The organism is Vagococcus lutrae (assembly GCF_023299185.1).
Lineage (GTDB): Bacteria > Bacillota > Bacilli > Lactobacillales > Vagococcaceae > Vagococcus_A > Vagococcus_A lutrae.
Map to the genome: position 1 here is coordinate 1,057,009 of NZ_CP097017.1, position 24,888 is coordinate 1,081,896.

The following is a 24,888-nucleotide window of genomic DNA, read 5'->3' on the forward strand; positions in this document are numbered from 1 at the left end:
AACATGATTAAAGGAGTTGAACCTATGTTTAACCGTATCACTGAAACATTCTACCATTTCAAAACACACTTAAAAGAGTACATGACTCCCTTATTTTTCTTTCAGCTTTTGAAGTTTTTTATAACACTACCGACGATAAGTTTTATTTTATATCAGTTATTGTCAAAGGCTAACCTAAACAGTCTTACTGACCAGACCTTGCTAGTCGTTTTAACACAGCCAGCTACTATCATTTTGCTATTTTTATTGATTATCTTTCTTTTTATCGCCATCTTTTTTGAAGCTAGCTATTATTTTCTACTAATTGACTATCAAGAGCGTCAAGAAGTACCCACTCATCTCACGATTAACCGACGTATTCAAAAGAAACTGCCTTATCTCTTAAGTCCGTATACGTTACTATTTATTTTGTATTTTTTCATCATCACTCCATTAGTCTCGGTAGGTATCCAACCAGACCTTCTCAAAAATCTTAAATTACCAGATTTTATTGTGGATGAATTATTAATGACGACAAAAGGTAGCATATTATATCTGACTCTCATGTTACTCTTAACCTATCTTGGTTTCCGTTTAATCTATGTTTTATATCTATTTATTACACGAGAGACTCTAACCCTTAAACAAGCTTTTCAAAAAAGTTGGCACAAAACACAACATCGCTTTTTAAAACAGTTTTTACTTTTTTCATTTACTACTTTTATCTATACTCTTTTAGTAATTGTCATTGTTGGTGTACTATTATCACCCGTCTTAATGACCGAGATTTTACAGCCCTCATTAGCTCCGTTTCTAGCAGGATTTAGTTTAACCTTAATTCAACTGCTACTCTTTTTCGCTGTCGGTCTGTTTCAAGTCTTCATTAGCATTATGATTGTTAAAACGTATCACCCTATTACTAAGTCACCTACAATGATTCAGCCTAGATTTAACAGGTTCTTTAAAAAAAATCAGTGGAAATTATTATTCACGCTGCTATTGTTTATCACATTTAGTGTTAACAATACATTGACATTGAAACATCTTGTTTATCAGCCTAAAACAGCTATCGTGGCACATCGCGGCTTCATGGAAAAAGGAGTGGAAAACTCAATAGAAGCCCTTATTGGCGCAGCAAAAAGCGGAGCTGATTACGCTGAACTGGATATTCAAGAAACCAAAGACGGAGAAATCGTCGTCATGCACGATACTAATTTAAAAAGACTAACTGGTCACAATCGGATGGTTTACGATATGACTTTAGACGAAATAAGAGCATTACAGCTTTCTCAAAACAACATGACGAGTCGCATCCCAACATTAGAAGAATTTATTCAAGTTGCAATTAAAGAAGACATTAAGCTTCTAATTGAAATAAAACCACATGGCTTTGAATCAGAACAGTATCTCACTCATTTAAACGAGTTATTAACACGTTACGAAGTGACGGAAAGCTTTCTCGTCCAATCGCTCGACCTTCCTATGCTGAATCAATTAAAAAAAATCAATGACGATATTCAAACAGGCTATGTACTGCCACTAAATATAGGCAACTTACCTGATACGTCGCATGATTTTATCGTGCTTGAAGAATTTTCAGTCACTAAAAAATTAATTCAACAAGCAGAAGCTAAGAAACAGCCTCTCTTTGTTTGGACAGTTAACAAAGATGACTTGATTCAAAAATATTTACGATGGGACGTGGACGGAATTATTACCAATCATCCTGATCGAGCTGTCACTTTTAGAGAAAGTGAAGAAGAAACAAAAAGCATTGTTCAAAGAATCCTCTATCTCCTTAAATAAAAAAAGAAGCGTGTGTCTAAAGCACACGCTTCTTTTTACTTTACATAGTTGCCTGAGCGACGGCCAATCGAGCAGAAGGCACACGATATGGAGAACAAGAAACATAGTTTAATCCGAGTGTTTGGTAAAACTCAATAGACTGTGGGTCTCCTCCTACTTCTCCACAAATGCCGATTGGTAAGTCAGGATTCGTCTGACGTCCTTTCTCAACTGCCATACGCATGAGTTCACCGACTCCTTCTGTATCCACATGTTGAAATGGGTCATGAGGTAGCAAGCCTTGTTCAACATACTCTCCAATAAATTTATACACATCATCTCGTGAAAAGCCATAAGTCATTTGTGTTAAGTCGTTAGTTCCAAAACTAAAGAAGTCGCTACTTTCTGCTAATTTATCCGCGGTAACACAAGCTCGAGGGATTTCAATCATCGTACCATAGCGTATCGTATGACGCTCTTGATGTTTCGCTTCCCAGTTAGCTTGATAAGCTTCTAATCGTTGACGAATAAGTGCCAACTCCGCGTGCGACCCAACTAATGGTATCATCACTTCTAAAACGGATGGTCGTAATGCTTGTGTCGTTTCTGATAAGCTTGTTAAAATCGCCTCCAACTGCATCTCATAAATTTCAGGATAGGTAATAGCTAGACGACAGCCTCGATGGCCTAACATAGGATTGACTTCTTTTAAGTCATTTAATTTTTGCGCTAAATTGTCTGGCGCTTTTCCAAGTTGTTGTGCAACTTGCTGAATTTCTTGTTCCGTATGAGGTAAAAATTCATGCAGTGGAGGATCTAGTAACCGAATAACAAATGGCGCTCCTTGTGCAGAATCTAATAACTGTTTAAAATCATGAACTTGGTTTTTTCCTAATACTTTTAATGCTTCTGTGCGTTCTGCCACATTTTCAGCCAAAATCATATGACGCATCCATTTTAAATTATCTTCACTGAAGAACATATGCTCCGTTCGGACTAAACCAAAACCTTGCGCCCCAAATTTTAAAGCCAATGCCATTTCTTTAGGTGTTTCAGCATTTGCTTTCACTTTCATTGTCGCAATCTCATCTGCCCAACCGAGTATCGTTTCAAAGACTGGCATTTCCTCAGCACTTTCTGTTTCAACTGCGCCTTGATAGACATTACCCGTATTTCCATCAATCGAAATCTCATCGCCTTCTCTAAAAACAGCGGAAGCGGTGGTCATTGTTTTAGTCGTTTCATTTACGATTACTTCCTGACATCCTACGATACAGCAAGTCCCTAAACCACGAGCAACCACAGCAGCATGCGAAGTCATTCCACCACGACTTGTTAAAATTCCTTGACTTAATAACATCCCTTCAACATCTTCAGGTGACGTTTCTTGACGAACTAATATCACCGACTCGCCACGCTCCGTCCACTCTTTAGCTGCTACTGTATTAAAAACGATTCTACCTGTAGCTGCTCCGGGACTGGCTGGCAAGCCTTTCGCTAGCCACTTACTTTGTGTTTCGCTATTTTCAACAAAAACAGGATGCAACAATTCATCTGCCATATTAGGCGTTAAACGAGCAAGCGCCTCACGCGGTGTCAAGAGATTTTCTTCTACCAAATCATGTGCAATCTGGAAAGCCGCGCGTGCCGTTCGTTTACCATTACGTGTTTGTAAAATATATAGTTTACCTTCTTCTACGGTAAATTCCACATCTTGCATATCTCGATAATGACGCTCTAAATGTTTGACATGCTGAGCGAGTTCTTGATAGACATCTGGCCACTGAGCTGCCATTTGTTCAATAGGCTGTGGCGTACGAATACCGGCTACAACATCTTCTCCTTGCGCATTAACTAAGTACTCACCAAATATTTCATCAGTTCCTTCACTCGGATGACGTGTAAATAGGACACCCGTTCCACTCGTTTCGCCTTTATTACCAAAAACCATTAGTTGTACTGTCACACCGGTACCTAAATCGTGAGGTATGCCGTGACGGTTGCGGTATATATAGGCACGATGGTTATGCCAAGAATTAAAAACGGCTTCTATTGCTAGAGTCAATTGCTCTAATGGATCTTGTGGAAATATCGTCTGAGTCACTTCTTGATAAATCTCTTGATAGACTTTGACAATTTGTTTCAAATCTGTCGCTGTTAGTTGATGATCTTCCGTAATCTCACATGTTTCTTTCATATGTTCAAAATATTGTTCAAAGCGATTAATATCTATGCCCATGACAACATTGCCATACATTTGAATAAAACGACGGTAGCAATCATAAGCAAACCGTTCATCCTGTGTTTCAGTAGCCAATCCTTCCACAGTGACATCATTTAAACCTAAGTTTAAAATTGTGTCCATCATACCTGGCATTGAATACTGTGCGCCACTTCTAACGGATAACAGCAACGGATTGCGCTGACCGTTTAATTTTTTCCCTGTTAGCTGCTCTAATTGCGAAATTTGTTCTAAAACATCATTCATCAAATCATTTTTTAAATCCATCTTTTTATTTAAATAATTCATACATGCTTCGGTAGTAATCACAAATCCTTCAGGTATTGGCAAGCCTTCACGTGTCATTTCAGATAAGTTAGCACCTTTACCACCAAGCAAGGCTTTCATTTCTTTACTACCTTCAGAAAAGGGGTAAACATATTTCATACTGCATCCTCCTGTTTTTAATAAGACGTATTATTTACCTAACACAAACTATATAGTACGTCACATTAAAAATCAAGACCTTTTATTGAATAATATTCAGTAATGATAATTTTCAAAATAAAAAAGCATTCGCATTGGCGAATACTTTAGTCTGTTATTTCTTTAGTCGTTTCAATTACTTCTCGCATTTTAGTTAAGTAGGACTGTGAGGCCTCTTCGTCGGCATACATCACATTCACAAACAAGGCATCGATAATACTGAGCTGTGAAAGACGTGAAGCTAATGCTTCAGGTCGATACTTCACTTCGTTAGCTCGTGAAATTAACACGACATCGGCGAGCTCTGCTAAAGGCGACAAAGCAAAACTCGTCAAAGCAATTAGCCGTGCTTGATTGCGTTTCACTTGCTTGGCCATTTCTAACACTTCATGGCTCTGTCCAGAATGAGAAATAATCAGCGCTACATCGGTCTCATCTAAACGTGAGGCTTCCATACGTTGAATATGACTATCAATCGCATATGAAACAGAAAGTGGCGAACGTAAAAATTTATGATACGCATCCATTGCGATAGCGTTAGATCCACCCACTCCAAAAAAGAAGATTGATTTTGCCTCACTTAAAAGTCGTACCGCTTCTTCAAATGCGTCGTCTGCTAATAAATGCTGTGTATCAATCAACGCTTGCGTATTAGCTTCAAATACCTTTTGCGCAATAATAACTGGGGAGTCGTTAGCAGAGATTTCTTCATACAAATTGGTAGTAAGTTGTGGTTTTCCCTGTGTTTGAGCTAGCTCCAATTTAAACTGTTTATACCCTTCATACCCTAATCGTTGTACAAAACGAAAAATCGTCGATTCTGCTACTTCCAGCACTTGCGCCAACTCTCTAATCGACAACGTCATCACTTGTTCAGGATATTTCACTATATAATCGGCAATTCTCTTATCTTTAGCAGTTAAGTCTCGGTAAACGGCTTCTATTTTTAACTTTAATACGCGATTCATTTTTTCACCTTCTCTTTTTAACATTATTATACCATGTTATGCGATTTATAAATAGAACATAATTCTTTTTTAGTTTGATTTAAAAAGAATTATGTTCTATAATGAAACTATAAAATCGAAAGTGAGTGAACGACGTGGAAATAGGGATGATTGGTTTAGGAAAAATGGGAGCAAATTTAGCGTTAAATATGCAGCGAGAAGGGTTTCGTGTTGTCGGCACTGACCTGAATGAAACCTGTCGACAAACAATTCAGGCACAAGGTATCGAAACAGCTGATTCTTTAACTTCATTATTAGCGACATTACCACAACAAAAGATTGTTTGGATGATGGTCCCAGCAGGTGAACCCACTGAAGTAACGTGTCAAACATTATTAAACGAACTATCAGAACATGACATCGTCATTGATGGCGGAAATTCTAACTATAAAGAATCTCAATTAAGAGCGGCACGTTTTGCAGAAAAAGGCATTCATTTCTTAGATGTCGGTACAAGCGGTGGCACAAGCGGCGCAAATCAAGGAGCTTGTTTAATGATTGGCGGCGAACAAACGATTTTTGAACAACTCGCTCCTCTTTTTAAAGCTCTCGCAGTCGATGAAGGGTTCATGTATACAGGTCCCGCTGGTAGCGGTCATTTTTTAAAAATGGTACACAATGGTGTTGAATACGGCATGATGCAAGCTATCGCAGAAGGCTTTGAAGTATTAGAAGGTGGGCCGTTCGATTATGATTTAGCAGAAGTGGCAAACGTTTGGAATCATGGTTCTGTTATCCGCTCATGGTTAATGGAGTTAGCTCACGAAGCATTCGTAGAAGATCCTAAATTAGAGGCAATTAAAGGCGTAATGCATTCTTCTGGAGAAGGCAAATGGACGGTTGAAACCGCCTTAGATTACCAAATTCCTACACCCGTCATTGCTCTTTCATTAATGATGCGTTATCGCTCTATGTATGATGATACCTTTACAGGTAAAGTCGTTGCGGCTTTACGCAATGGTTTCGGTGGACATGCTATCGAAAAAAACAATTAAACTCAAAAGGCTGTGACGAACATACATGTTCGTCACAGCCTTTTTATTAACTCATCAATCCCAATTGAGCAAAACTTTTAGCAATCCCATCGTCTTCGGCACGAGCAGTAATTGCATCAGCATATTTTTTTAATTCGTCTGTGGCATTTTCCATTGCAATCGCATAGCCAACAGCTTGAAACATCGCAATATCATTATTACCATCGCCAAACGCAATGGCGTCGTCTGAAGTCAATTGATACGCATTTAAGACATATTCAATCGCGGTTTGTTTATCAACACCCTTCATTGATAACTCGCCACTTTGTGGACCAAATTGTGGAACAGTTGAATGATGCAACAAGAAACGCTCGCCAAATTGCTGTGCTACTTTGTCAAACGGATGGTCGATACTAATAAAAGAAATCTTATTAACATTGTGAAGGTTCATCTCTTTACCGGCCGCCTCTGCTAGCAACGCTAAAAACGACTGCGTTCCTGCTAATGCATCACGGTCTCCTTTGTAATAGGTTAAAACTTGATGCTCTATCACTTCTTGACAATTATCACTGGCAAATAAACCGTCATTAGACTCTAAATAATAACCTATCTGATGTTCATCAAAGTAGGCAATAATATCTTTTACGGCATCAGCTGGTAATTTTTTATGAACCAGTACCTCTTCATTTTTTTCTATATATCCACCACCAGCACCAATAATACCGTCAAAATTCATCGCTAATAATTCCGACGTTATCTCCGGTCGTGAACGCCCTGTACATAAATACATTTTATGTCCTTGCGCTTGCGCTTCTTTAATCGCTTCTTTCGCACTTTGTGGTACAGTACCGTCCATTTGGCATAGCGTACCGTCTACATCAAAAAAGATAATTTTTTTCATAACAGCCCTCTTTCTATAATAGCATTATTATATGAACATTTTTTCTAACAAAACGCCCGAAGAAATTCTCCAGGCATTCCGTTAGTGATAATAAACTTCTTTTAAAAAGTACTTATCGTAAATAAGACGTAATATTAAACTTACTACTATCAATACAACAAATGGCCAGAATGTATGTGACGTCAATGTTCCGATATATAAAATAGAGCGGAACAGGTAAGCAGCCGTGTAAACTCCTACCGTCGTCGTAACAGCCAAGAACACTCGTAATGGATTAAACGGTAAACATGCTTTAATAACCGCAATCACACTCACACCCATTAATAAGTAGTACATCAATGTCGTCGTTTCAAGTTCTGACCACCCTTGGTTCTTGCCTAACATATAAACAATCACAACATTCATCACGACTAATAAAGCATTAGGTAAGGCATGACGTATAACTGTCGGTAAAAACTTGCCTTTGACTTGTTTTTTATTTTCTTCAAAAGATAAGAAGAAAGAAGGATACCCTTCAATCGCCAAGTCAAGCAACGTAATTTGAATTGGCACGAAAGGGAATGCCACTGCCGTAATCGCACAAAGAATCGACAAGAAAAACGAATAGATTGTTTTGATAAAGAAGATACTCGCGACTTTCGTGACATTATTAACCACACGTCTTCCTTCAAATAAAACTTCTGGTAGACTCGTAAAATCTGAATCTAGTAAGACTAAGTTAGCAATTTGACGCGTTGCAGGGTCTCCTTCTGCCATTGCGATACTGCAATCAGCTTCACGTAAAGCTAAAACATCATTGACACCGTCTCCTGTCATTGCTACGACTCTTCCAGCCGCTTTAAATTCTTGGACTAAAATCTGTTTTTGTTGAGGTGTCACACGGCCAAAGACTGTGTATTCATGTGCTGCTTCACGAACTTCTGCTTCGGTCGTTGTAGCAGATAAATCAATGTATTGGTCGTAGTGCGGTAATTCTGCGCGACGAGCGATATTAGACACAGTAACAGGATTATCCCCCGAAATCACTTTCAAATCTACCCCTTCAGCATGTAGATATGCAAGGGTTTTATTCGCATCTTTTCGAATCGGGTCATCAATTTCAATTACCGCTAAACAGTTAATAGACGGTAGAGCCGTGATATTTTCTAATATCAAACTTTCATCACTATGACCCAATACTAAAACACGATGACCGTTCTCTTGTGCCTTTTGAATGAGTGGCATCTCATTTGCTTCACGCGTACCTAGTAGTCGTTCTGGTGCACCTAAAAAGTAGGTGCCCTCCTCTTTAAAGCTCACCGCTCCCCATTTTCGCTCGGAAGAAAATGCGAGCGTATCTTGATGAGTGAATGTCTGTTTTTCAGGATAGTAATGACGAATGGCTTGCATGGTAATATTGTTATCTGTTGTATTAGCCAAATAATTCCCCATGATTGTTTCTAACTGTGCCGTGCTTGTCTCTGAAAATGGGGTGACTTGTTGCACCGTCATTTTTCCTTCGGTAATCGTCCCCGTTTTATCTAAACACAAAGTATCTACATGCGCTAGCGTTTCTACAGCATACATATCTTGGACAAGAATACGTTTTTTCGCTAATTTCGTTACCGCTGTCGCTAAGGAAATACTGATTAACAACACCAGCCCTTTAGGTAACATACCAAGTAAAGCGGCTGCCGATGATACTACCGCTGTTTTGATATCACTTTGACGAATAAACATACCTTCTAAGAAAAGAATAATCCCTAGAGGAATAATAATAAAACTCGTAAATTTTGATACTTTCTTAATGGCATTGACTAACTCTGATTGAATAGGTTTATGGACTTTTGCTTGTGTGGCTATCTTTGTTGCGTAGTTATCTTGTCCCACACGAATAACACGTGCATAACATTGTCCACTTGAAACAAAACTGCCTGAAAGTAATTCATCATTCAATGTTTTTTCGATTAAATCTGATTCACCCGTTAACAGGGCTTCGTTCACTTCGACTTTGCCTGACACCAAAGTCAAGTCGGTGGGGATTTGTTCTCCCGCTTGTAATTTTACGATATCATCCATAACCAGCTCACTAGCGTCCATCCGATGTTCATGGCTATCACGAATGACCGTCGTTTGCCCTTTTGACACAATGGTCAGTTTAGCCACCATATTACGCGCATGAATTTCCTGATAAATACCTATCGCGATATTAACGGCGATGATGGCAAGAAACACCATATTACTATACGCGCCTACTAAAGCTAAACAGATTCCAATTGCTAAGTTTAAAAAGTTAAATAAGGTAAGAACATTGTCTTTGACAATATCCGTTGTTGATTTTGATACATCTTCTTGAAAGTCATTTCCCAAACCTTGTTGTTTTCTGTCTATGACTTCTTGTGACGTTAAACCACTTTGCTTAAATTCACTCATTCTTTTTCTCCTATTTCGATTTCTCAAAATACTATTATACGCTATTGACGCTTCTTTTTGCTAGTTTTAATCGTTTCTTATCAAAATCACAATAAAAAACTGTTCAAAATCTCACTTCCCTACTAAAAAGAGAAGCGAAAATTTTAAACAGCTCTATATTTATCAATTGAGATATCTTTTACTAAAGTTTTGACGATCCTCATCTGTTATTGAACGCAATACTTTACAAGGATTACCCACAGCAATGACTCCTGCAGGAATATCTTTTGTGACGACGCTTCCTGATCCAATTACCGTATCATCGCCAATCGTCACATTCGGATTGATGACCGTCTGACCCCCTATCCAAACACGATTGCCAATTTTTATCGGCTCAGCATATTCCCAACCTTCTTCATGACGTTGCGTCGCATCTAAAGGATGACTCGCCGTAAATAAGCTAACATTGGGGCCAAACATGACATCATCGCCAATCTCAACTTTTTGACAATCTAAAATAGTTAAATTAAAGTTGGCGTAAACATTTTTTCCAAGATGAATATTATATCCATAATCGCAACGAAATGGGGGTTCGAAAAAGAAGTCCTCACTAGCACCAAATAATGTTGCGAGCTTTTCCATTCCTTTATCTTGAATGTCCGTAGGCGACATCTGATTGAACTCATGCAAGACTTGACGACAAGCTAACCGTTCTGCTGCCAATTGTGAGGTGCCCGCTTGATAAGCGCGACTTGCTAGCATTTTTTGTTTGTCGATTGAGTTTTTATTCACCATCTTGATAACGTAATTCCCCGTCTAGATAAGTCGCTTCTAATTCCATCGCTGGATTTAAAACGATAAAATCAGCGTCACGACCTTCTGCAATCACACCACACTCATCGTCGATTTTACAGCTTACTGCAGGAATTAATGTGGCCATCATCACCGCTTGTTCAGGTGTGGCAATGCCCCAATCCACAACATTTTTCAGACCTTCTTTTAATTTTAAAATACTTCCGGCAAGATTTCCTTCCGCCATTCGTGCAGTACCGTTACCAACAGTTACAGGAAACTCTCCTAACATGTATTCGCCATCAGGCATGCCACCAGCCATCATACAGTCGGTGATTAACGCAATGTGCTCATGTCCCTGAGCCTGTACTAAAATATCGACGGAGTCTGGATGTACATGGTGTCCGTCACAAATTAACTCTGAGTAAACGTCGTGTAGGCTCATAGCAGCCCCTACCATTCCCGGCTCACGGTGGTGTAAGCCACGCATACCATTAAACGCATGAACAAAGACACTTGCACCTGCCTCAACTGCGGCTTGTGCTTCTTTTAAAGTCGCATCACTATGACCTAAAGCTACAACAACTCCTTGTGATGTCACTTCTTTGACAAACTCGGATACGCCTTCACGTTCTGGTGCCAATGCTATCTTTTTAATAATCCCACCAGACGCTTCCTGCCATTCATTAAAAACTTCTAAACTTGGGTCAAAGAAATAAGAAGGATTCTGTGCACCTTTATGTTTTTCAGTGAAAAAAGGTCCTTCAAAATAAATTCCTTTAATTTTTGCCCCTTTGACGTCTTGATATGTTTCCCCAATCGTACGAGCTACTTTCGTTAGTAATTCACGCGAAGATGTTAGCGTTGTCGGTAAAAATGACGTCACACCGCATGAAAGTAAAGCTTCAGACATTACTTTCAATCCTTCTGCATCATTGTCCATAACATCGTGATTGGCATAACCATGAATATGTGTATCTACCAATCCTGGTGCAATCCATTTCCCTTGATAATTCGTCACTTGGGCCTCATCTGCCACTTCATCTAAAATCTTTCCAAATTTTCCATCTTTTACTTCTAAATAACCCGGTCCCACTACGCCACTTTTCAAAAAGAATTTATCTGCATAAATATAGCTCGTCATCTTTTCTATCCCTCTTTCTCAATGTTTTTTCTCCTACCCTAACGCTACTCTTTTCTAAAAAAAAAGTCAAGAATGGTCTACACCATTCTTGACTAATAATCATAACATTCTGTCGAACGATACAACCATTTTAATGTATTAGCTTTCTCTAACCAATCTGCAGCTGCATCAATGTCTTTCATCTCCGATAAAATAATAGCTTTCATCTCAAGCAGCTCCGCAAACAGGTAGGCTGATTTCTTTTTGCGATTCCACGTTATTCCCTGATGTACTAAATGTAAAGCACGTTCTAAATCATCCACATACATAAAATACTGACTCATAAAATAAAAAGCGCGCACACATTCCATACGATAATGATAGCTCGGTTGACCGAGCAAAGTCGTTACGCTTTTTTCCAAGAAATAGGATGCTTTAGCTGGTTGATGTTGCTCTAAATAAGCGAACCCAACTTCCGATAAAAGCAAAATTTCCCATTCCGTTAACCATTGCTTGCCTTTATAGTAAGTTAAATTTAAGCTTTTTTGGAAAATCTCCACACTTTTATTTAAATCGTGTGCTAACTCACGTTCACAACGAGCCTCATAAAATAATAATTGTTGCATCACTTCTGGCGTTTCGACTTGAAACGTTTCTCGAACATATATTAATACCTCTGCTATGGCTGAATATTTATTTTGCCGAAAATAATAAGTCAAAAGTGCTAGCCAGTTTGTCAAACTGTCATTGATACTCAGCTCTTTCATATAAAAGTCACGTGGACTGATACTCAATCGCTCACACAGTCGTGTTAAAACGTATGTTGTAGGAAGCTCTTGATTCGCCTCCATTCGTAAAAGCTCATCTGTCGAACAAATACCTTGAGAGAGCATCTCTACCGTATAATTTTTTTCGATTCTCATCCTTTTTAAAAAACTACCAATGCCTGTCATCTTCCCACCTCTTTTCGTTTATTGTACCATTAAAGAACGTTTTGTAAAGAAAATTAGTATTCAAAGATAGAATTGATCATTCTTTTGGGATGAGAGAAGAATTTTTTTAAGCTATCAGTTATACTAAGAGAGGAGAATGAAAAGAGGTGATATACCATGAAAGATTATTTAAAAAATCTCAATATCAAGGAAGATATTACCAGTATTCCCAACCTATTATCACTATTTCGTCTATTTCTAATCTTCCCTTATCTCATCGTGATTTTAAATGCTGAAAAACGCACAGATTTTTATTTAGCAGCGGCTATTATTGTTGCTTCAGGATTGACCGATTTTTTAGACGGATATGTCGCACGAAATTATAATCAAATTACTAACTTAGGCAAAGTTTTAGATCCTGTTGCTGACAAATTAACACAGCTTGCGCTTGCTTTCAGCTTGATTAAATTTTATCCTGAGATGCTTTTAGTGGCTCTTGTCTTAGTGGGTAAAGAATGTTTTATGTTGATAACAGGTATCATCTTCATTAATAAAGGACTGGTATTAAACGGCGCTAAATGGTTCGGTAAAATAGCAACAGCCAGTCTTTACATTGGGATGTTTGGGTTACTTATTTGGCCACACAATTCGACACAGATTATCAAAGTTGTCGTCGCCATTATGCTGTTTTTCCTTTGTTTATCTTGGCTACTTTATGCAAGAGAATATATTTTAATGTATCGCAAAGAAGAAACGAAATAAAAAAGAGTCAGAACAGAGCCATGCTCTCCTAGTAGTGTTGCACCATTAGGAAAACATTGTTCCGTCTGTCTCTTTTTATTTTTGCTTATAATGACTTAAAAAGGCCTCTAAACTTTCAGCCGTTCGTTTTAATTCTTCTAACTGAGGTAAGTACACAATTCTAAAATGATCGGGTTGGTGCCAATTAAAACCACCACCATGAACAAGTAAAATGCGATGCTCATGCAGAAAATCTAAGACAAATTGCTCATCATTTGTGATATTAAATCGTTTCGTATCAATCTTCGGGAATAGATAAAATGCCGCTTTTGGTTTGACCGCACTTAAACCGGGGATACTATTAATCGCATTAGTAATATACTCACGCTGCTCATAGATACGTCCTCCCGGCAATAATAACTTATCTACACTTTGATGACCACCTAGAGCTGTCTGAATCACTTGTTGCGATAAAACATTAGAACACAAGCGCATTGACGCCAACATATTTAACCCTTCAATATAGCCTTTCACATGCGATTTATCACCGCTCAAAACCATCCAACCAGCTCTAAATCCAGCAATACGATGCGATTTCGATAAACCGTTAAAGGTTACCACGCACAAGTCAGGCGCTAACGTTGCTAAAGGAATATGCGTGTGACCGTCCATTACTAAACGATCGTAAATTTCATCTGAAAACAAAAGCAAACCATGTTCACGTGCTAACTCGACCACATCTTCTAATAAGTCTTTCGAATAAAGAGCGCCTGTTGGATTATTCGGATTAATAATGACAATCCCTTTCGTATTTGGCGTAATCTTACTACGCATATCTTCAATATCAGGAAACCATTCCGCTTCCTCATCACATATATAATGGACGGGCGTTCCTCCTGCCAATGAAACAGACGCCGTCCACAATGGATAGTCCGGCATAGGCACTAGCACCTCATCACCTTTATCAAGCAAGCCTTGCATACTCATAGTAATCAGTTCACTAACACCATTTCCCGTGTAGATATCATTAATCGTTACATTCGGGAAACCTTTTAGCTGACAATCTTGCTCAATCGCTTTACGTGCCGAAAAAATCCCCTTTGATTCTGAATAACCTTCTGAATGACGCGCATTCAAAATCAAATCACGAATGATTTCATCCGGTGCATGAAAATCAAACGCTGCTGGATTCCCTGTATTTAATTTTAATATTTTGACGCCTTCTTCCATCATGCGCTCGGCTTCTTCTAATACCGGCCCCCGAACATCATAACTTACGTTTTCTAGTTTAACTGACTTCTGAAATTCTCTCATACTGGCAGCCTCCTCAGGCATTTTAACTTTTGCTTCATAATTAATTAAAAAATACTCTTTTTCTCATCAAAAAGCAATAAAAAAATAGTACACAAGTCCCAACTTGTGCACTATTTTAATTAAACTTTATTTTTCTACCTTAGAAGCTGGGTCTAATCGTTTTTCAACTAAACTCAATCCCCAGTCCACAACGACCGCCATTAACGCAGTCGGCAAGGCACCTACTAAAATAAGAGACGTCCCGTTTGTGGCATTTGTTCCTCTTGTAATAATATCTCCCAAACCACCGGCTCCAACAAACGAGCCAATCGCTGTAATTCCAATCGCAACGACCAGCGCGTTACGAATACCTGCCATGATAACAGCAAAAGAAAGAGGAAACTCTACTTGCATAAGCAGTTGAAAACGGGTCATCCCCATTCCTTTTCCGACGTCTAAAATAGTCGGGTCCACTTGAATCATGCCAGTATAAGTATTTGCGACAATCGGTAATAAGGAATAGAGGAAGACGGTGACAATAACCGTATTAACTCCCAATCCTAAGCCTAACATTAAAATCGATAGCATCGCTAATGACGGAACCGTTTGAATCACGTTCGCCACACCGAGTACCCATTTCGCCATTTTTCGACGACGTGCGATAAAAATACCCAATGGAATACCTACAATCGCCGCGAAAAAGACGCCATATAAGGAAATTAAAAAGTGGCGCCAAAATTGGCTTAAAACATAACTGCCATTTTGAGTAAAGTAATAGAAAAACTGTTCCCATACATTCATATCACTCATTTAACAAACGCCCCCTTTTCTCCAAAATATTTATGTTCTCGTAAAAAGTTATTTGCTACCGTTTCAGGTTCTAATAAATTATCATCGACTTGATAATTCAATTCTTGCATTGTTTTCGTATCAATTTTATCACTTAAAGCACCCAATATACCGTCTAACTCTGGATATTCTTCAAGCAAATCATAACCAGCCACAATCGATGCATCGTAAGGTGGGAAAAACTGTAAATCGTCTTCAAGTACGACTAAATCATAACTAGCAATCCGGCCATCTGTGGAGTATCCTAAAACGACATCCATTTTACCCGCATTGACTGCGTCATAAACTAGACCTATTTGCATAGGGTAGACTTTCCCAAAGTCAAATCCATACTCATCAACAAATCCCTTATAGCCATCACCTTTACGGTCAAGCCACGACGTATCAACACCTGCAGTCAAATCGTCTGCTACGTCTTTTAAATCACTAATTGTTTTCAATTGATATTTTTCAGCAGTTTCTTTAGAAACCATAAAAGCGTATGTATTAGCAAAGCCATAAGAAGGATACCATTTTTGATTGTAACGCTCTTTAAATTCACGCTGAACAATTTCCATTGCCTTATCAGGATCTTTTTCTGGCGGTAATTGTAACGCCCCACTTAAATCTGTTCCTGTATAACGTGATGCTGAAATATTCACATCATCACGTAGCATCGCTTGATGCGCAACTGTTGATGTTCCTAAGTTATTGACTAAGTTTACTTTCAAATCGTCTGAATGATACTCAACCATTCCTTTCACGATATTTGCTAGTATCTGTGATTCAGAAGTAGAGAGTGTTGCGACAGATAACGTATTTTTACTCGTTCCACTTGGTAGGCCTGGCAAACTACAACTACTCAAAACAAGTAACAGGCTACTCAAAAGAACCGTCAATTTCACTTTCGTTGATTTTAACATCTTTATTCGCCTCCTTCTTTAATTGGCGACAGACGTTCTTCTAATTTAGAAAATAAGAAATCCGTAATTAAAGCCATGAGTGTTACTGGAATGGTTCCCCCAATAATCAGCTCAGGTAAGTAGTTATTTAATCCACTAAAAATCATATCACCCAATCCGCCAGCACCAATGTATGACGCCAATGTAGCCCATGCGATAACATAAACAGCAGAAAGTTTTATCCCAGCCATAATCGTTGGCAAAGCGGATGGAATTTCTACATGAATAATGGATTGTAAATTAGTCATGCCCATCCCCTTAGCAGCATCTTTCAAATCAGGATTCACACTTTCCATCCCAATATAGGTATTACGTAAAATCGGCAATAGCGAATAAATAAATAACGCAATAATCGCTGGCAACTTCCCAACCCCAAAAATAGGTACCATCAACGCCAGTAGCGCTAATGACGGAATAGTTTGCAAAAGACTGGCAAAACCAATCACAAAATTAGCCAATTTATCAGTACGTGTTAATGCTATACCTAAAGGAACTGCCACAACCACACCTAATAAAAGAGAAATAGCTGAAATAGAAATATGCTCCCAACTTTTTATAACAAGTTCTTGGCCGTGCGTCATTAGAAATTGTTCCATGACTATTCAGCCTCCTTACCTGTTTCGACTTCAGCAGGCTCAGCTATCTTTTCTTCAATCGCTGATTCAAGGAAGTCTTCATCTCCCCATACTACATCATAAACAATGTCGACAAGTGACGCGCGTGTCACTATTCCAACCAAGTGTTTTTGGTCGTCTACTACTGGCACATATTTTAAGCCTCGTTTTAAAATACGACGAACGGTGTCTCTTAAACGAGAATCTTTATTCACATAGAAAACATCAGGTTGGAGAATATCTCCCACACTGGTAGCCACACGACGTTTATTATTCAAGTCTTCTAAGTCAATAAAACCTTTTAAAACACCCGTTCCATCAACCACTAATAGCGTATCCACTCGTTTTTCTCTCATCAAACGAATCGCTTCAGATAATGATTTCTCTGGTGTAATCGAAATCGCTGTTTTCAACATGACTTGTTCTACCGTTGTATCGTCTTGACGTGCTTGAATTAAACGATCCTCACCAATTAAGTTTTCAACAAACTCATTAGCCGGCTCTTTTAAAATATTATCCGGCGTGTCAAATTGGATTACTTTTCCTTCATCCATTATCATAATACGATTCGCCAATTTTAAGGCTTCATCCATATCATGAGTAACGAAAACAATGGTTTTTCCCATTTTTTCTTGCAAGTGTTTCACTAAATCTTGTAAAGACTCGCGAGTAATTGGGTCTAAAGCACCAAAAGGCTCATCCATTAAAATAATATCTTGGTCGGCAGCTAACGCCCGAACGACTCCAATCCGTTGTTGCTGACCACCAGAAAGTTCTGCTGGATAACGGTCAAGCATTTCACGTGGCAATTCAACTAAATCTATCATACGTTCTGCGATTCGGTTGCGCTCTTCTTCCGGCCATTTCAATAATTTAGGTACCATGACAATATTTTCACGGATTGTCATATGTGGCATCAAACCAATATTTTGGATGACATATCCGATTTCGCGACGCAACTGAACAGGGTCTTTTTTATTGATGTTTTCACCATCTATTAAAATTTCCCCTTTAGTTGGTTCAATCATTCTATTTAACATTCTCATAGTAGTCGTTTTCCCACTACCACTTGTTCCAATAAAACAAACAAACTCGCCTTTTTCAAATGCAATATTCACGTTATCAACCGCTACTTTACTGCCTTTAAAAATTTTAGTTACATTTTTAAATTCAATCACTATTTTACTCTCCTTTGTATAGAATTTTTGAGCTATACCTTAAAAGCATCTCATAAAATAACTGATTATTCAAATAATGTGGTTATTAAACAAGACAGATACGGCGCGTTTCCATTGATTTTTATCAGCTTTTTATTTCTAACTAACTACGTTTTATCGTTTAGACCATTCGATATATCCGTCAGCAAACGTGTCATTTTCGTACGTAATTTGATGAAGAGATGCCGTCACATGCTCACTGTCTGCTACATCCTTTTCCCACCGACTCGTAATCATTTGCCCATAGCCAACCTCTTTAACAAAGCGAATAATAACTTTAGAAGCGCGGTATTGTGTTAACCAATCCCAGCCTAAGCCATCTAACATCCAATCTAAGTACTTAGAGTTATTCACATGTTGATTGCTGTCAATATCTAAATAGCGCACTTTATAAGCTTGCTCGTTCGGTTGAGAAAATGTTGGGAAACGCATTCCTCTTCGTATTTTACTAATTTTCTCACTGGCAAAAGGTTCAATTAACTCACTCGGTACACTGACCATTTTGCGTGATGTCATGTCCATTAATACGAATGTCGAAATAATATGAACGAGCTCATTCCCCGACTCATCATGTAACCAAAAATGACGATAACAGAAATACTTATTGTGATAGCGAGCTTCTGTTGAGACGCTTATCGTTTGATTTACTCGTGGTAATTCTGTGACTGTCAATTCGTGTTCTGTAATCACCCACCCATAACCTAAGCGATGAACGTAATCCTCAGCACGACCCAGTTGTTCACTCTGTGCTTCCGAAGCTTGAATCACAATATTTAAAACCATCGGCAATGTCAGTTCCCCAGTAGTATCACATTCATAAAATTTAATAGTGTGTGCATGTGTATATCTTTTTCCCATACTGCTCCTCTTTTCTTAATCATTAGTTATTGATTTTATCGTAACTGTGTCCGCTATCTTCAACTCAATTAATGTTCCTGATAAAAAAGCCAACCCGTTGAGATGATGATACGTCACATCATAGCTATTCAATAGCAGAGTTAAAGCCTCTGGCGTTAGTCCTATGAGGTTAGTTCCACCTTGTTGATGAGCCATTAACCACTTTTGCATAGCAGTTTGACAATCATAATTAGACGATAATCCTTGTAACTCTTTAGTTGGATTTTCCCATAAATAAGTATCGATACTTTTTTGCACGTCTTTTGGCCATTCAGACGTATCACGTTTAGCAAAAACAGTCGCTGTTTTTACCGGCTTCTTTATTTTTTTTGAGACACGTTGCATCATTTCGTTAACTGATTCTTCATTCGTTGTCCATAATTGCCAAGATGCATCGATATCTAAGTCTTGTACGTCTAATCGTTCATAACCGTTAAAAAGCGTCTTTCTACTATTAGAGGCCGTACGCTCTTCTTCTAATGATAAAAATGGTGTCATAAAGTAGAAGGTTGTCATGACTTTGCTCCTCTCACTTGCTTAATTCTATAGTAATATATAAACCCCCAATTAATAAAGCAATATGGCATCAATATTGCACTTTATGTTGATTTTCTGATAAAATGAAAAAGATAATGAAAGCGAGGACTGAAATAATGACACCTAATAAAGAAGACTATTTAAAACTTATCTATGAGCTAGGTGGTTTTACACAAAAAATCAGCAATAAGGCGATTGTCTCTGGTCTCCATGTATCTGCCGCCTCTGTTAGTGAAATGGTCTCAAAACTTGAAAAGGAGAAACTTGTCGTCCATATCCCCTATCAAGGCGTGCAACTTACCGATTTAGGTTTACAACACGCCAGTCGTCTCGTCCGTAAACATCGTCTATGGGAAGTCTTTTTAGTCGAACACTTGGGATACAGTTGGAACGATGTACATGCAGAAGCCGAAGTTCTCGAGCATGTGACATCTGATACCCTAGCCAATCGACTTGAAGCCTATTTAGAATTTCCGGATACTTGCCCGCATGGTGGTATCATTCCCGGAGAAAATCAGTCGATTGAGGAACAGGGTCAAAAAACGTTAATGGAAGCAAAATTACAAGATAAAATTAAAATCATACGCGTTCTCGATGAGCTAGAACTTTTAGATTATCTAGCGGAGATTAACCTGAATATTCAGGATGTTTTAACCGTTGAACATATCGCTGCCTATGACGGTCCTTTAACACTCGTTGATAAGCACGGTGAAAAAATCATCGTCAGCCATAAAGCTGCCCATAATATTTTTATAGAAGTTTTATCATAATAAGCACAGCATTTTTATATCTTTTCATATCGCGTTATACTAAGAACAAGTATAATAAATAGAGAACCTAAAGGAGAGAGTTTTGTTATGTTTGAGCAACAAGTGGCATTGTTTACCATTTTTGGAGGAACCGGCGACCTCGCAAAAAGAAAGCTATATCCGTCATTATTTCGCTTATATCGAAAAGGGCATTTACAAGAGCATTTTGCGATTATTGGGACAGCTCGCAGAGAGTGGACCGATGACTATTATCGTGAAATCGTTGCAGAATCGCTTACCTCATTAACCCCAACAGAAGAAGAATTGGCTGATTTCACTTCCCACTTCTACTATCAATCACATAATGTTAATGATACCGACCACTATATCCATCTAAAGAAACTAGCAACCGAACTGGATGAGCGCTATCAATTAAAGGGGAATCGTGTTTTCTATTTAGCCATGGCGCCTAACTTTTTTGGCACGATTGTCAACCACTTGGAATCTGAAGAAATCATCACAGAATCTGGTTATAACCGCGTGATTATCGAAAAACCTTTTGGAACAGATTATGCTTCTGCCGAAAAATTAAACGAAGAAATCCGAGCAGTATTTGCTGAAGATCAAATCTTTAGAATTGATCACTATCTAGGTAAAGAAATGATTCAAAATATCTCAGCCGTCCGCTTTGGTAATAATATTTTTGAGTCTCTATGGAATAATCGATACATCGAAAATATTCAAGTAACATTAGCAGAAGACCTCGGTGTAGAAGAACGTGGTGGCTACTACGATCAAAGTGGTGCCTTAAAAGATATGGTACAAAATCATATTTTACAAGTCGTTGCTCTACTTGCTATGGAGGTTCCAAATCTGTTCTCTGAAAAATCAATCCGCGAAGAAAAGATTAAAGCACTAAATGCGATTCGTTTGTACGATGAGGAAGAGGCAAATCGTTACTTTGTACGAGGACAATATACAGCGGGGAATGTTGGGACACAATCGTATAAGGGTTACCTTGAAGAAGAAAATGTTGAGACGCAGTCTCGAACAGAAACATTTGTTGCAGGTAAGTTTTTAATTGATAACTTTAGATGGCAAGGCGTTCCTTTCTATGTACGAACTGGCAAACAAATGACTACTAAAGCTGCCCGCATCAATGTGGTCTTTAAACCCACTCCTGTTAATATCTTCCGTGATGAAGTAACCTGTGTTAAAAACAATCAACTACCGCAAAATGTTTTAACAATTTATATTCAACCAACGGAAGGTTTCTCTTTAACACTTAATGGTAAAGAAATCGGACCTGGTTTTGATATCAACCCGGTTAAATTAGATTACCGCAATACAACAGAAATGGTAGAAAATAGTCCCGAAGCTTACGAAAAGCTTTTGCTTGATGCGTTGAATGGTGATGCGACTAACTTTACGCATTGGGATGAAGTGGCTCAATCTTGGCGAATTGTCGATGTTATTCGTGCCGCTTGGGATCAAAACACCGATCCGATTCCAACCTATGCTACTGGTACAATGGGACCAAAAGAAGCATTTGACTTAATAGAAAAAGACGGTCACGAATGGGTCTGGCGTCCAGACGATTGGTATCGTGAAAACAATTTACTCTCTTAAAAAAATTAAATCACCATGATTACATTTTGTAATCATGGTGATTTTTTAATTCATCTCAATAATTTTCCCTGTCATAGCCGATTCAAAAATAGCATCGATTAAAACTAAGACCTGACGCACTTCATTATTCTTTACAACAGGGGTAGCGTTTTGGTGAACAACCTCATAAAAATTACGATAAAACTCAGGGAAATCTGCTTCCACTTCTAATATAGGTAACTCTTTTGTCATCTCTTCTGATGGAGGGGCCATCGTCTTAGTTAACCCTTGCCCAGCTTTAATCGGTGTAGGAGCCACTCGTTCGGTTGTCTCATTTGGAACGATGATTTTACCACTTAAATCCCAGTCATTAATTTGACCCGTTCCACTGTATCCCTTCACATACCAACGTGGCAGTTTAACAAAGTTACTCGTGCCAACTTCTACATGAGCTTTTACACCATTTCCAAACGTCAGCCACGCTGTAAAACCATCATCAACCTCATCACCTAATACATAGCTTAAGTCACTATAAACACGTTTGACAGGTTGGTCTACTAAGAAGAGTAACTGGTCTAAAAGATGAACGCCCCAATCAAGTAACATTCCGCCACCGTACTCTTTTAGATGACGCCAATCTCCAGGTATCCCATTTGCTCCATGTACACGTGATTCAATTTGAAAGACTTCCCCAAGCATATATTGTTGATACCACTCTCGAACAATTAAAAAATCATTGTCCCAGCGTCTGTTTTGATGAACCATAAATTGACGCTGCGTCGTTTCAGCGACCGCTAAAATATCATCTAGTTCAGCCACCGACATTGTGACAGGTTTCTCACACACAACATGCTTTCCAGCTCTTAAGCTTTTAATCGCTATCTCATGATGTGAATCATTTGGTGTTGCAATTAATATTGCTTCGACATCATCATCCGCTAAGACATCGTTTAAAGTGTCATATGTTTGAAATCCATCTTTTCTCGCTTGTTCACGACGTTCTTCTTTAATATCGTATACGCCGTACGTTTGGACGTAGTCATTTTCACCAATCAATTCGCGTGCATGATATCCGCCCATGCCTCCGTATCCGACAATCACAAAGTTCATTTTTTCCATTACTCTTCCACTCCTTTTAAGCCCACCACATCTCTGTTGGCTGCTCATGAATCATAATTGAACGTAAATTCGTTACAGCACGAGTGAATCCTTCATCAATTGACATAATAGGGTCTTCATGCTCAATACTCAACACATAATCATAACCATAAAGTCTCAATGCACTAATAATATTAGACCACTCGTCTAAACTATGACCACATCCAACTGAGCGGAATGTCCAAGAGCGCGTTTGAACATCTCCATACGGTTGCATATCCGTTAAACCATACATATTAATATTATCTTGATCTAAGTATGTATCTTTAGCGTGGAAATGGTGAATGGCACCAGCTTTTCCTAATATCTTAATCGCTCCGACAGGGTCAATCCCTTGCCACCATAAATGAGAAGGATCTAAATTACAACCAATCGCTGGGCCTGTCGCCTCACGAAGTTTTAACATCGTGTAAGGGGTGTGACATAAAAACCCACCATGCAATTCGATTCCTATTTTCACGTTTGCTTCCTCAGCTAACGTATTGATTTCTTTCCAATAGGGAATCAAACGCTCTTCCCATTGCCAGTGATAAATATCTGTGTAATCTGTTGGCCACGGTAACACCGGCCAGTTCACAGTTGTATCTGTTTCATTCCCACCACTTACACCAGAAAAGCAATTAACGACTGGTACATTCATCAAAGAAGCTAATTGAATCGTCTTACGAAGTAATTCATCTCCCTCCCTTGCTTCTGCTTTATTCGGTGAAATCGGATTATGATGACAACTGAACGCACTAATCGTCAATCCTTTATCAGATAATTTTTTTAAATAATTCTCACGCTCAGTTTCACTAGCCAATAAAGCGTCAATATCGCAGTGGGCATTTCCAGGAGAACCACCCGTGCCAATTTCCACCATATCTAACCCTTTCGCTGCTACTTCTTCAATCATTTCTTCAAATGTTAAATTATTATATAACGGAGTAAATACACCTAGTTTCAATTTAATTCCTCTTTTCTACTATATTTTCGATGGCTTCATGATGACCATACTTAGGTACTGGCGTGTTGTTCATATTGGCACACCAACTAACAGCATTAGAAATAACACGTTGAATATCCGGATGATAGTATGTTGGATAAGTTTCATGACCTGGTTGAAAATAAAATATTTTCCCCTTACCACGCTTAAACACGCAACCTCCACGAAAAACCTCGCCACCTTCAAACCAATTTATAAGTAACAATTCATCAGGTGTCGGAATATCAAAATGCTCGCCATACATTTCTTCCTGTTCTAATTCTATCGTTTCACCAATCCCTGCTAAAATCGGATGCGTGGGATCGACTACCCATAACCGACATTTTTCACTCGCTTCACGCCATTTTAAATCACAGCTTGTTCCCATTAGCACCTTGAAAGGCTTTGAGAAATGAGCTGAATGTAATACAATCAGTCCCATACCATTAAGAACTCGTTGTTTCACTCGTTCAACGACCTCATCACTAACTTCATCATGTGCCCGATGTCCCCACCAAATAAGACAATCCGTCTCATCCAATACGTGTTGAGACAATCCATGTTCCGGTTCATCTAACGTCGCTGTCCGCACGACATAATCTTCCTTTAAAAAGGAAGCTAGTTGCATATGAATCCCATCAGGATAGATAGTGCGTACTTCTTCGTCTTCTTTTTCATGACGAAATTCATTCCAAATCGTTACCCGAATCATAGACACCCTCCTTATAC

The 24,888-nt window shown here is 38.6% G+C and carries 22 protein-coding genes; 5 read left to right on the forward strand and 17 right to left on the reverse strand.

Going from position 1 to position 24,888, the window contains the following annotated elements; all coding sequences use genetic code 11:
* The first annotated feature begins 24 nt into the window (after nucleotides 1–24).
* The gene (locus M2919_RS05070; protein ID WP_248848283.1) at nucleotides 25–1,785 is read left to right on the forward strand and encodes a glycerophosphodiester phosphodiesterase; all 1,761 of its coding nucleotides are present in this window, start codon (nucleotides 25–27) and stop codon (nucleotides 1,783–1,785) included.
* 40 nt (nucleotides 1,786–1,825) lie between these two features.
* Here the strand turns inward: M2919_RS05070 and ppdK are convergent, their stop codons facing one another.
* Nucleotides 1,826–4,432 carry a pyruvate, phosphate dikinase gene (gene ppdK / locus M2919_RS05075; protein ID WP_248848284.1) on the reverse strand — a complete coding sequence of 869 codons (2,607 nt, stop codon included), beginning with the start codon at nucleotides 4,430–4,432 and terminating at the stop codon, nucleotides 1,826–1,828.
* Between the two features lie 146 nt (nucleotides 4,433–4,578).
* Nucleotides 4,579–5,439 carry a MurR/RpiR family transcriptional regulator gene (locus M2919_RS05080; protein ID WP_222317153.1) on the reverse strand — a complete coding sequence of 287 codons (861 nt, stop codon included), beginning with the start codon at nucleotides 5,437–5,439 and terminating at the stop codon, nucleotides 4,579–4,581.
* A gap of 134 nt (nucleotides 5,440–5,573) precedes the next feature.
* On the opposite strand from M2919_RS05080, the gene gnd reads away from it, so the two are divergent.
* Complete coding sequence (gene gnd, locus M2919_RS05085; RefSeq protein WP_248849482.1) at nucleotides 5,574–6,473, forward strand: phosphogluconate dehydrogenase (NAD(+)-dependent, decarboxylating); 900 nt, start codon at nucleotides 5,574–5,576, stop codon at nucleotides 6,471–6,473.
* 46 nt (nucleotides 6,474–6,519) lie between these two features.
* Here the strand turns inward: gnd and M2919_RS05090 are convergent, their stop codons facing one another.
* The 5 genes from M2919_RS05090 to M2919_RS05110 all read right to left on the reverse strand — a co-directional run bounded on the left by M2919_RS05090 (nucleotide 6,520) and on the right by M2919_RS05110 (nucleotide 12,612).
* On the reverse strand, nucleotides 6,520–7,353 hold the full coding sequence (locus M2919_RS05090) for an HAD family hydrolase (protein WP_248848285.1): 834 nt from the start codon (nucleotides 7,351–7,353) through the stop codon (nucleotides 6,520–6,522).
* An 81-nt stretch (nucleotides 7,354–7,434) separates the two neighbouring features.
* On the reverse strand, nucleotides 7,435–9,765 hold the full coding sequence (locus M2919_RS05095; RefSeq protein ID WP_248848286.1) for a cation-translocating P-type ATPase: 2,331 nt from the start codon (nucleotides 9,763–9,765) through the stop codon (nucleotides 7,435–7,437).
* A 162-nt stretch (nucleotides 9,766–9,927) separates the two neighbouring features.
* A complete protein-coding gene (locus tag M2919_RS05100) occupies nucleotides 9,928–10,539 on the reverse strand; it encodes a sugar O-acetyltransferase (RefSeq protein WP_248848287.1) in 612 nt (203 codons plus the stop codon).
* The gene (nagA, locus tag M2919_RS05105; protein ID WP_248848288.1) at nucleotides 10,529–11,680 is read right to left on the reverse strand and encodes an N-acetylglucosamine-6-phosphate deacetylase; all 1,152 of its coding nucleotides are present in this window, start codon (nucleotides 11,678–11,680) and stop codon (nucleotides 10,529–10,531) included. The genes M2919_RS05100 and nagA overlap by 11 nt, the downstream gene beginning before the upstream one ends.
* A 92-nt stretch (nucleotides 11,681–11,772) precedes the next feature.
* Nucleotides 11,773–12,612: a helix-turn-helix domain-containing protein gene (locus tag M2919_RS05110; protein WP_248848289.1), complete on the reverse strand. Its 840-nt coding sequence runs from the start codon at nucleotides 12,610–12,612 to the stop codon at nucleotides 11,773–11,775.
* Between the two features lie 156 nt (nucleotides 12,613–12,768).
* On the opposite strand from M2919_RS05110, the gene M2919_RS05115 reads away from it, so the two are divergent.
* A complete protein-coding gene (locus M2919_RS05115) occupies nucleotides 12,769–13,353 on the forward strand; it encodes a CDP-alcohol phosphatidyltransferase family protein (RefSeq protein ID WP_126763223.1) in 585 nt (194 codons plus the stop codon).
* Between the two features lie 75 nt (nucleotides 13,354–13,428).
* On the opposite strand, the gene M2919_RS05120 is transcribed toward M2919_RS05115, so the two are convergent.
* From M2919_RS05120 to M2919_RS05150, 7 genes are all read right to left on the reverse strand, one after another.
* Nucleotides 13,429–14,646, reverse strand: coding sequence for a pyridoxal phosphate-dependent aminotransferase (locus M2919_RS05120; RefSeq protein ID WP_023606637.1), 1,218 nt, complete (start codon nucleotides 14,644–14,646; stop codon nucleotides 13,429–13,431).
* A gap of 126 nt (nucleotides 14,647–14,772) precedes the next feature.
* The gene (locus M2919_RS05125; protein WP_272158201.1) at nucleotides 14,773–15,435 is read right to left on the reverse strand and encodes an ABC transporter permease; all 663 of its coding nucleotides are present in this window, start codon (nucleotides 15,433–15,435) and stop codon (nucleotides 14,773–14,775) included.
* On the reverse strand, nucleotides 15,432–16,376 hold the full coding sequence (locus M2919_RS05130) for an osmoprotectant ABC transporter substrate-binding protein (RefSeq protein ID WP_126763219.1): 945 nt from the start codon (nucleotides 16,374–16,376) through the stop codon (nucleotides 15,432–15,434). The genes M2919_RS05125 and M2919_RS05130 overlap by 4 nt, the downstream gene beginning before the upstream one ends.
* A 2-nt stretch (nucleotides 16,377–16,378) precedes the next feature.
* A complete protein-coding gene (locus M2919_RS05135; RefSeq protein WP_248848290.1) occupies nucleotides 16,379–17,011 on the reverse strand; it encodes an ABC transporter permease in 633 nt (210 codons plus the stop codon).
* A 2-nt stretch (nucleotides 17,012–17,013) separates the two neighbouring features.
* Entirely contained in the window at nucleotides 17,014–18,207 is a 1,194-nt protein-coding gene (locus M2919_RS05140) for a betaine/proline/choline family ABC transporter ATP-binding protein (protein ID WP_126763217.1), read from the reverse strand.
* Nucleotides 18,208–18,360: 153 nt separating this feature from the next.
* Nucleotides 18,361–19,104 carry an acyl-[acyl-carrier-protein] thioesterase gene (locus M2919_RS05145; protein ID WP_222317146.1) on the reverse strand — a complete coding sequence of 248 codons (744 nt, stop codon included), beginning with the start codon at nucleotides 19,102–19,104 and terminating at the stop codon, nucleotides 18,361–18,363.
* Between the two features lie 15 nt (nucleotides 19,105–19,119).
* Complete coding sequence (locus M2919_RS05150; protein WP_168414141.1) at nucleotides 19,120–19,659, reverse strand: hypothetical protein; 540 nt, start codon at nucleotides 19,657–19,659, stop codon at nucleotides 19,120–19,122.
* Between the two features lie 137 nt (nucleotides 19,660–19,796).
* Between M2919_RS05150 and M2919_RS05155 the strand changes: the two genes are divergently transcribed.
* Nucleotides 19,797–20,450 (forward strand): metal-dependent transcriptional regulator, encoded by a 654-nt coding sequence (locus M2919_RS05155; RefSeq protein WP_202584918.1) that lies wholly within the window; start codon nucleotides 19,797–19,799, stop codon nucleotides 20,448–20,450.
* An 87-nt stretch (nucleotides 20,451–20,537) separates the two neighbouring features.
* Nucleotides 20,538–22,058, forward strand: coding sequence for a glucose-6-phosphate dehydrogenase (gene zwf / locus M2919_RS05160; RefSeq protein ID WP_248848291.1), 1,521 nt, complete (start codon nucleotides 20,538–20,540; stop codon nucleotides 22,056–22,058).
* Between the two features lie 45 nt (nucleotides 22,059–22,103).
* Here the strand turns inward: zwf and M2919_RS05165 are convergent, their stop codons facing one another.
* From M2919_RS05165 to M2919_RS05175, 3 genes are read right to left on the reverse strand one after another with little or no spacing between them, the layout of a single operon-like run.
* Entirely contained in the window at nucleotides 22,104–23,156 is a 1,053-nt protein-coding gene (locus M2919_RS05165) for a Gfo/Idh/MocA family oxidoreductase (protein WP_248848292.1), read from the reverse strand.
* Between the two features lie 16 nt (nucleotides 23,157–23,172).
* Nucleotides 23,173–24,141, reverse strand: coding sequence for a sugar phosphate isomerase/epimerase family protein (locus tag M2919_RS05170; protein ID WP_126763204.1), 969 nt, complete (start codon nucleotides 24,139–24,141; stop codon nucleotides 23,173–23,175).
* A gap of 1 nt (nucleotide 24,142) precedes the next feature.
* Nucleotides 24,143–24,871 (reverse strand): ThuA domain-containing protein, encoded by a 729-nt coding sequence (locus M2919_RS05175; protein WP_248848293.1) that lies wholly within the window; start codon nucleotides 24,869–24,871, stop codon nucleotides 24,143–24,145.
* Nucleotides 24,872–24,888 lie beyond the last annotated feature (17 nt).

Coding starts and splice junctions, on each gene's coding strand:
- M2919_RS05070 (WP_248848283.1), top strand. CDS start 25: ATGTTTAACCGTATCACTGAAACATTCTACCATTTCAAAACACACTTA.
- ppdK (WP_248848284.1), bottom strand. CDS start 4,432: ATGAAATATGTTTACCCCTTTTCTGAAGGTAGTAAAGAAATGAAAGCC.
- M2919_RS05080 (WP_222317153.1), bottom strand. CDS start 5,439: ATGAATCGCGTATTAAAGTTAAAAATAGAAGCCGTTTACCGAGACTTA.
- M2919_RS05090 (WP_248848285.1), bottom strand. CDS start 7,353: ATGAAAAAAATTATCTTTTTTGATGTAGACGGTACGCTATGCCAAATG.
- M2919_RS05095 (WP_248848286.1), bottom strand. CDS start 9,765: ATGAGTGAATTTAAGCAAAGTGGTTTAACGTCACAAGAAGTCATAGAC.
- M2919_RS05100 (WP_248848287.1), bottom strand. CDS start 10,539: ATGGTGAATAAAAACTCAATCGACAAACAAAAAATGCTAGCAAGTCGC.
- nagA (WP_248848288.1), bottom strand. CDS start 11,680: ATGACGAGCTATATTTATGCAGATAAATTCTTTTTGAAAAGTGGCGTA.
- M2919_RS05110 (WP_248848289.1), bottom strand. CDS start 12,612: ATGACAGGCATTGGTAGTTTTTTAAAAAGGATGAGAATCGAAAAAAAT.
- M2919_RS05115 (WP_126763223.1), top strand. CDS start 12,769: ATGAAAGATTATTTAAAAAATCTCAATATCAAGGAAGATATTACCAGT.
- M2919_RS05120 (WP_023606637.1), bottom strand. CDS start 14,646: ATGAGAGAATTTCAGAAGTCAGTTAAACTAGAAAACGTAAGTTATGAT.
- M2919_RS05125 (WP_272158201.1), bottom strand. CDS start 15,435: ATGAGTGATATGAATGTATGGGAACAGTTTTTCTATTACTTTACTCAA.
- M2919_RS05130 (WP_126763219.1), bottom strand. CDS start 16,376: ATGTTAAAATCAACGAAAGTGAAATTGACGGTTCTTTTGAGTAGCCTG.
- M2919_RS05135 (WP_248848290.1), bottom strand. CDS start 17,011: ATGGAACAATTTCTAATGACGCACGGCCAAGAACTTGTTATAAAAAGT.
- M2919_RS05145 (WP_222317146.1), bottom strand. CDS start 19,104: ATGGGAAAAAGATATACACATGCACACACTATTAAATTTTATGAATGT.
- M2919_RS05150 (WP_168414141.1), bottom strand. CDS start 19,659: ATGACAACCTTCTACTTTATGACACCATTTTTATCATTAGAAGAAGAG.
- M2919_RS05155 (WP_202584918.1), top strand. CDS start 19,797: ATGACACCTAATAAAGAAGACTATTTAAAACTTATCTATGAGCTAGGT.
- zwf (WP_248848291.1), top strand. CDS start 20,538: ATGTTTGAGCAACAAGTGGCATTGTTTACCATTTTTGGAGGAACCGGC.
- M2919_RS05165 (WP_248848292.1), bottom strand. CDS start 23,156: ATGGAAAAAATGAACTTTGTGATTGTCGGATACGGAGGCATGGGCGGA.
- M2919_RS05175 (WP_248848293.1), bottom strand. CDS start 24,871: ATGATTCGGGTAACGATTTGGAATGAATTTCGTCATGAAAAAGAAGAC.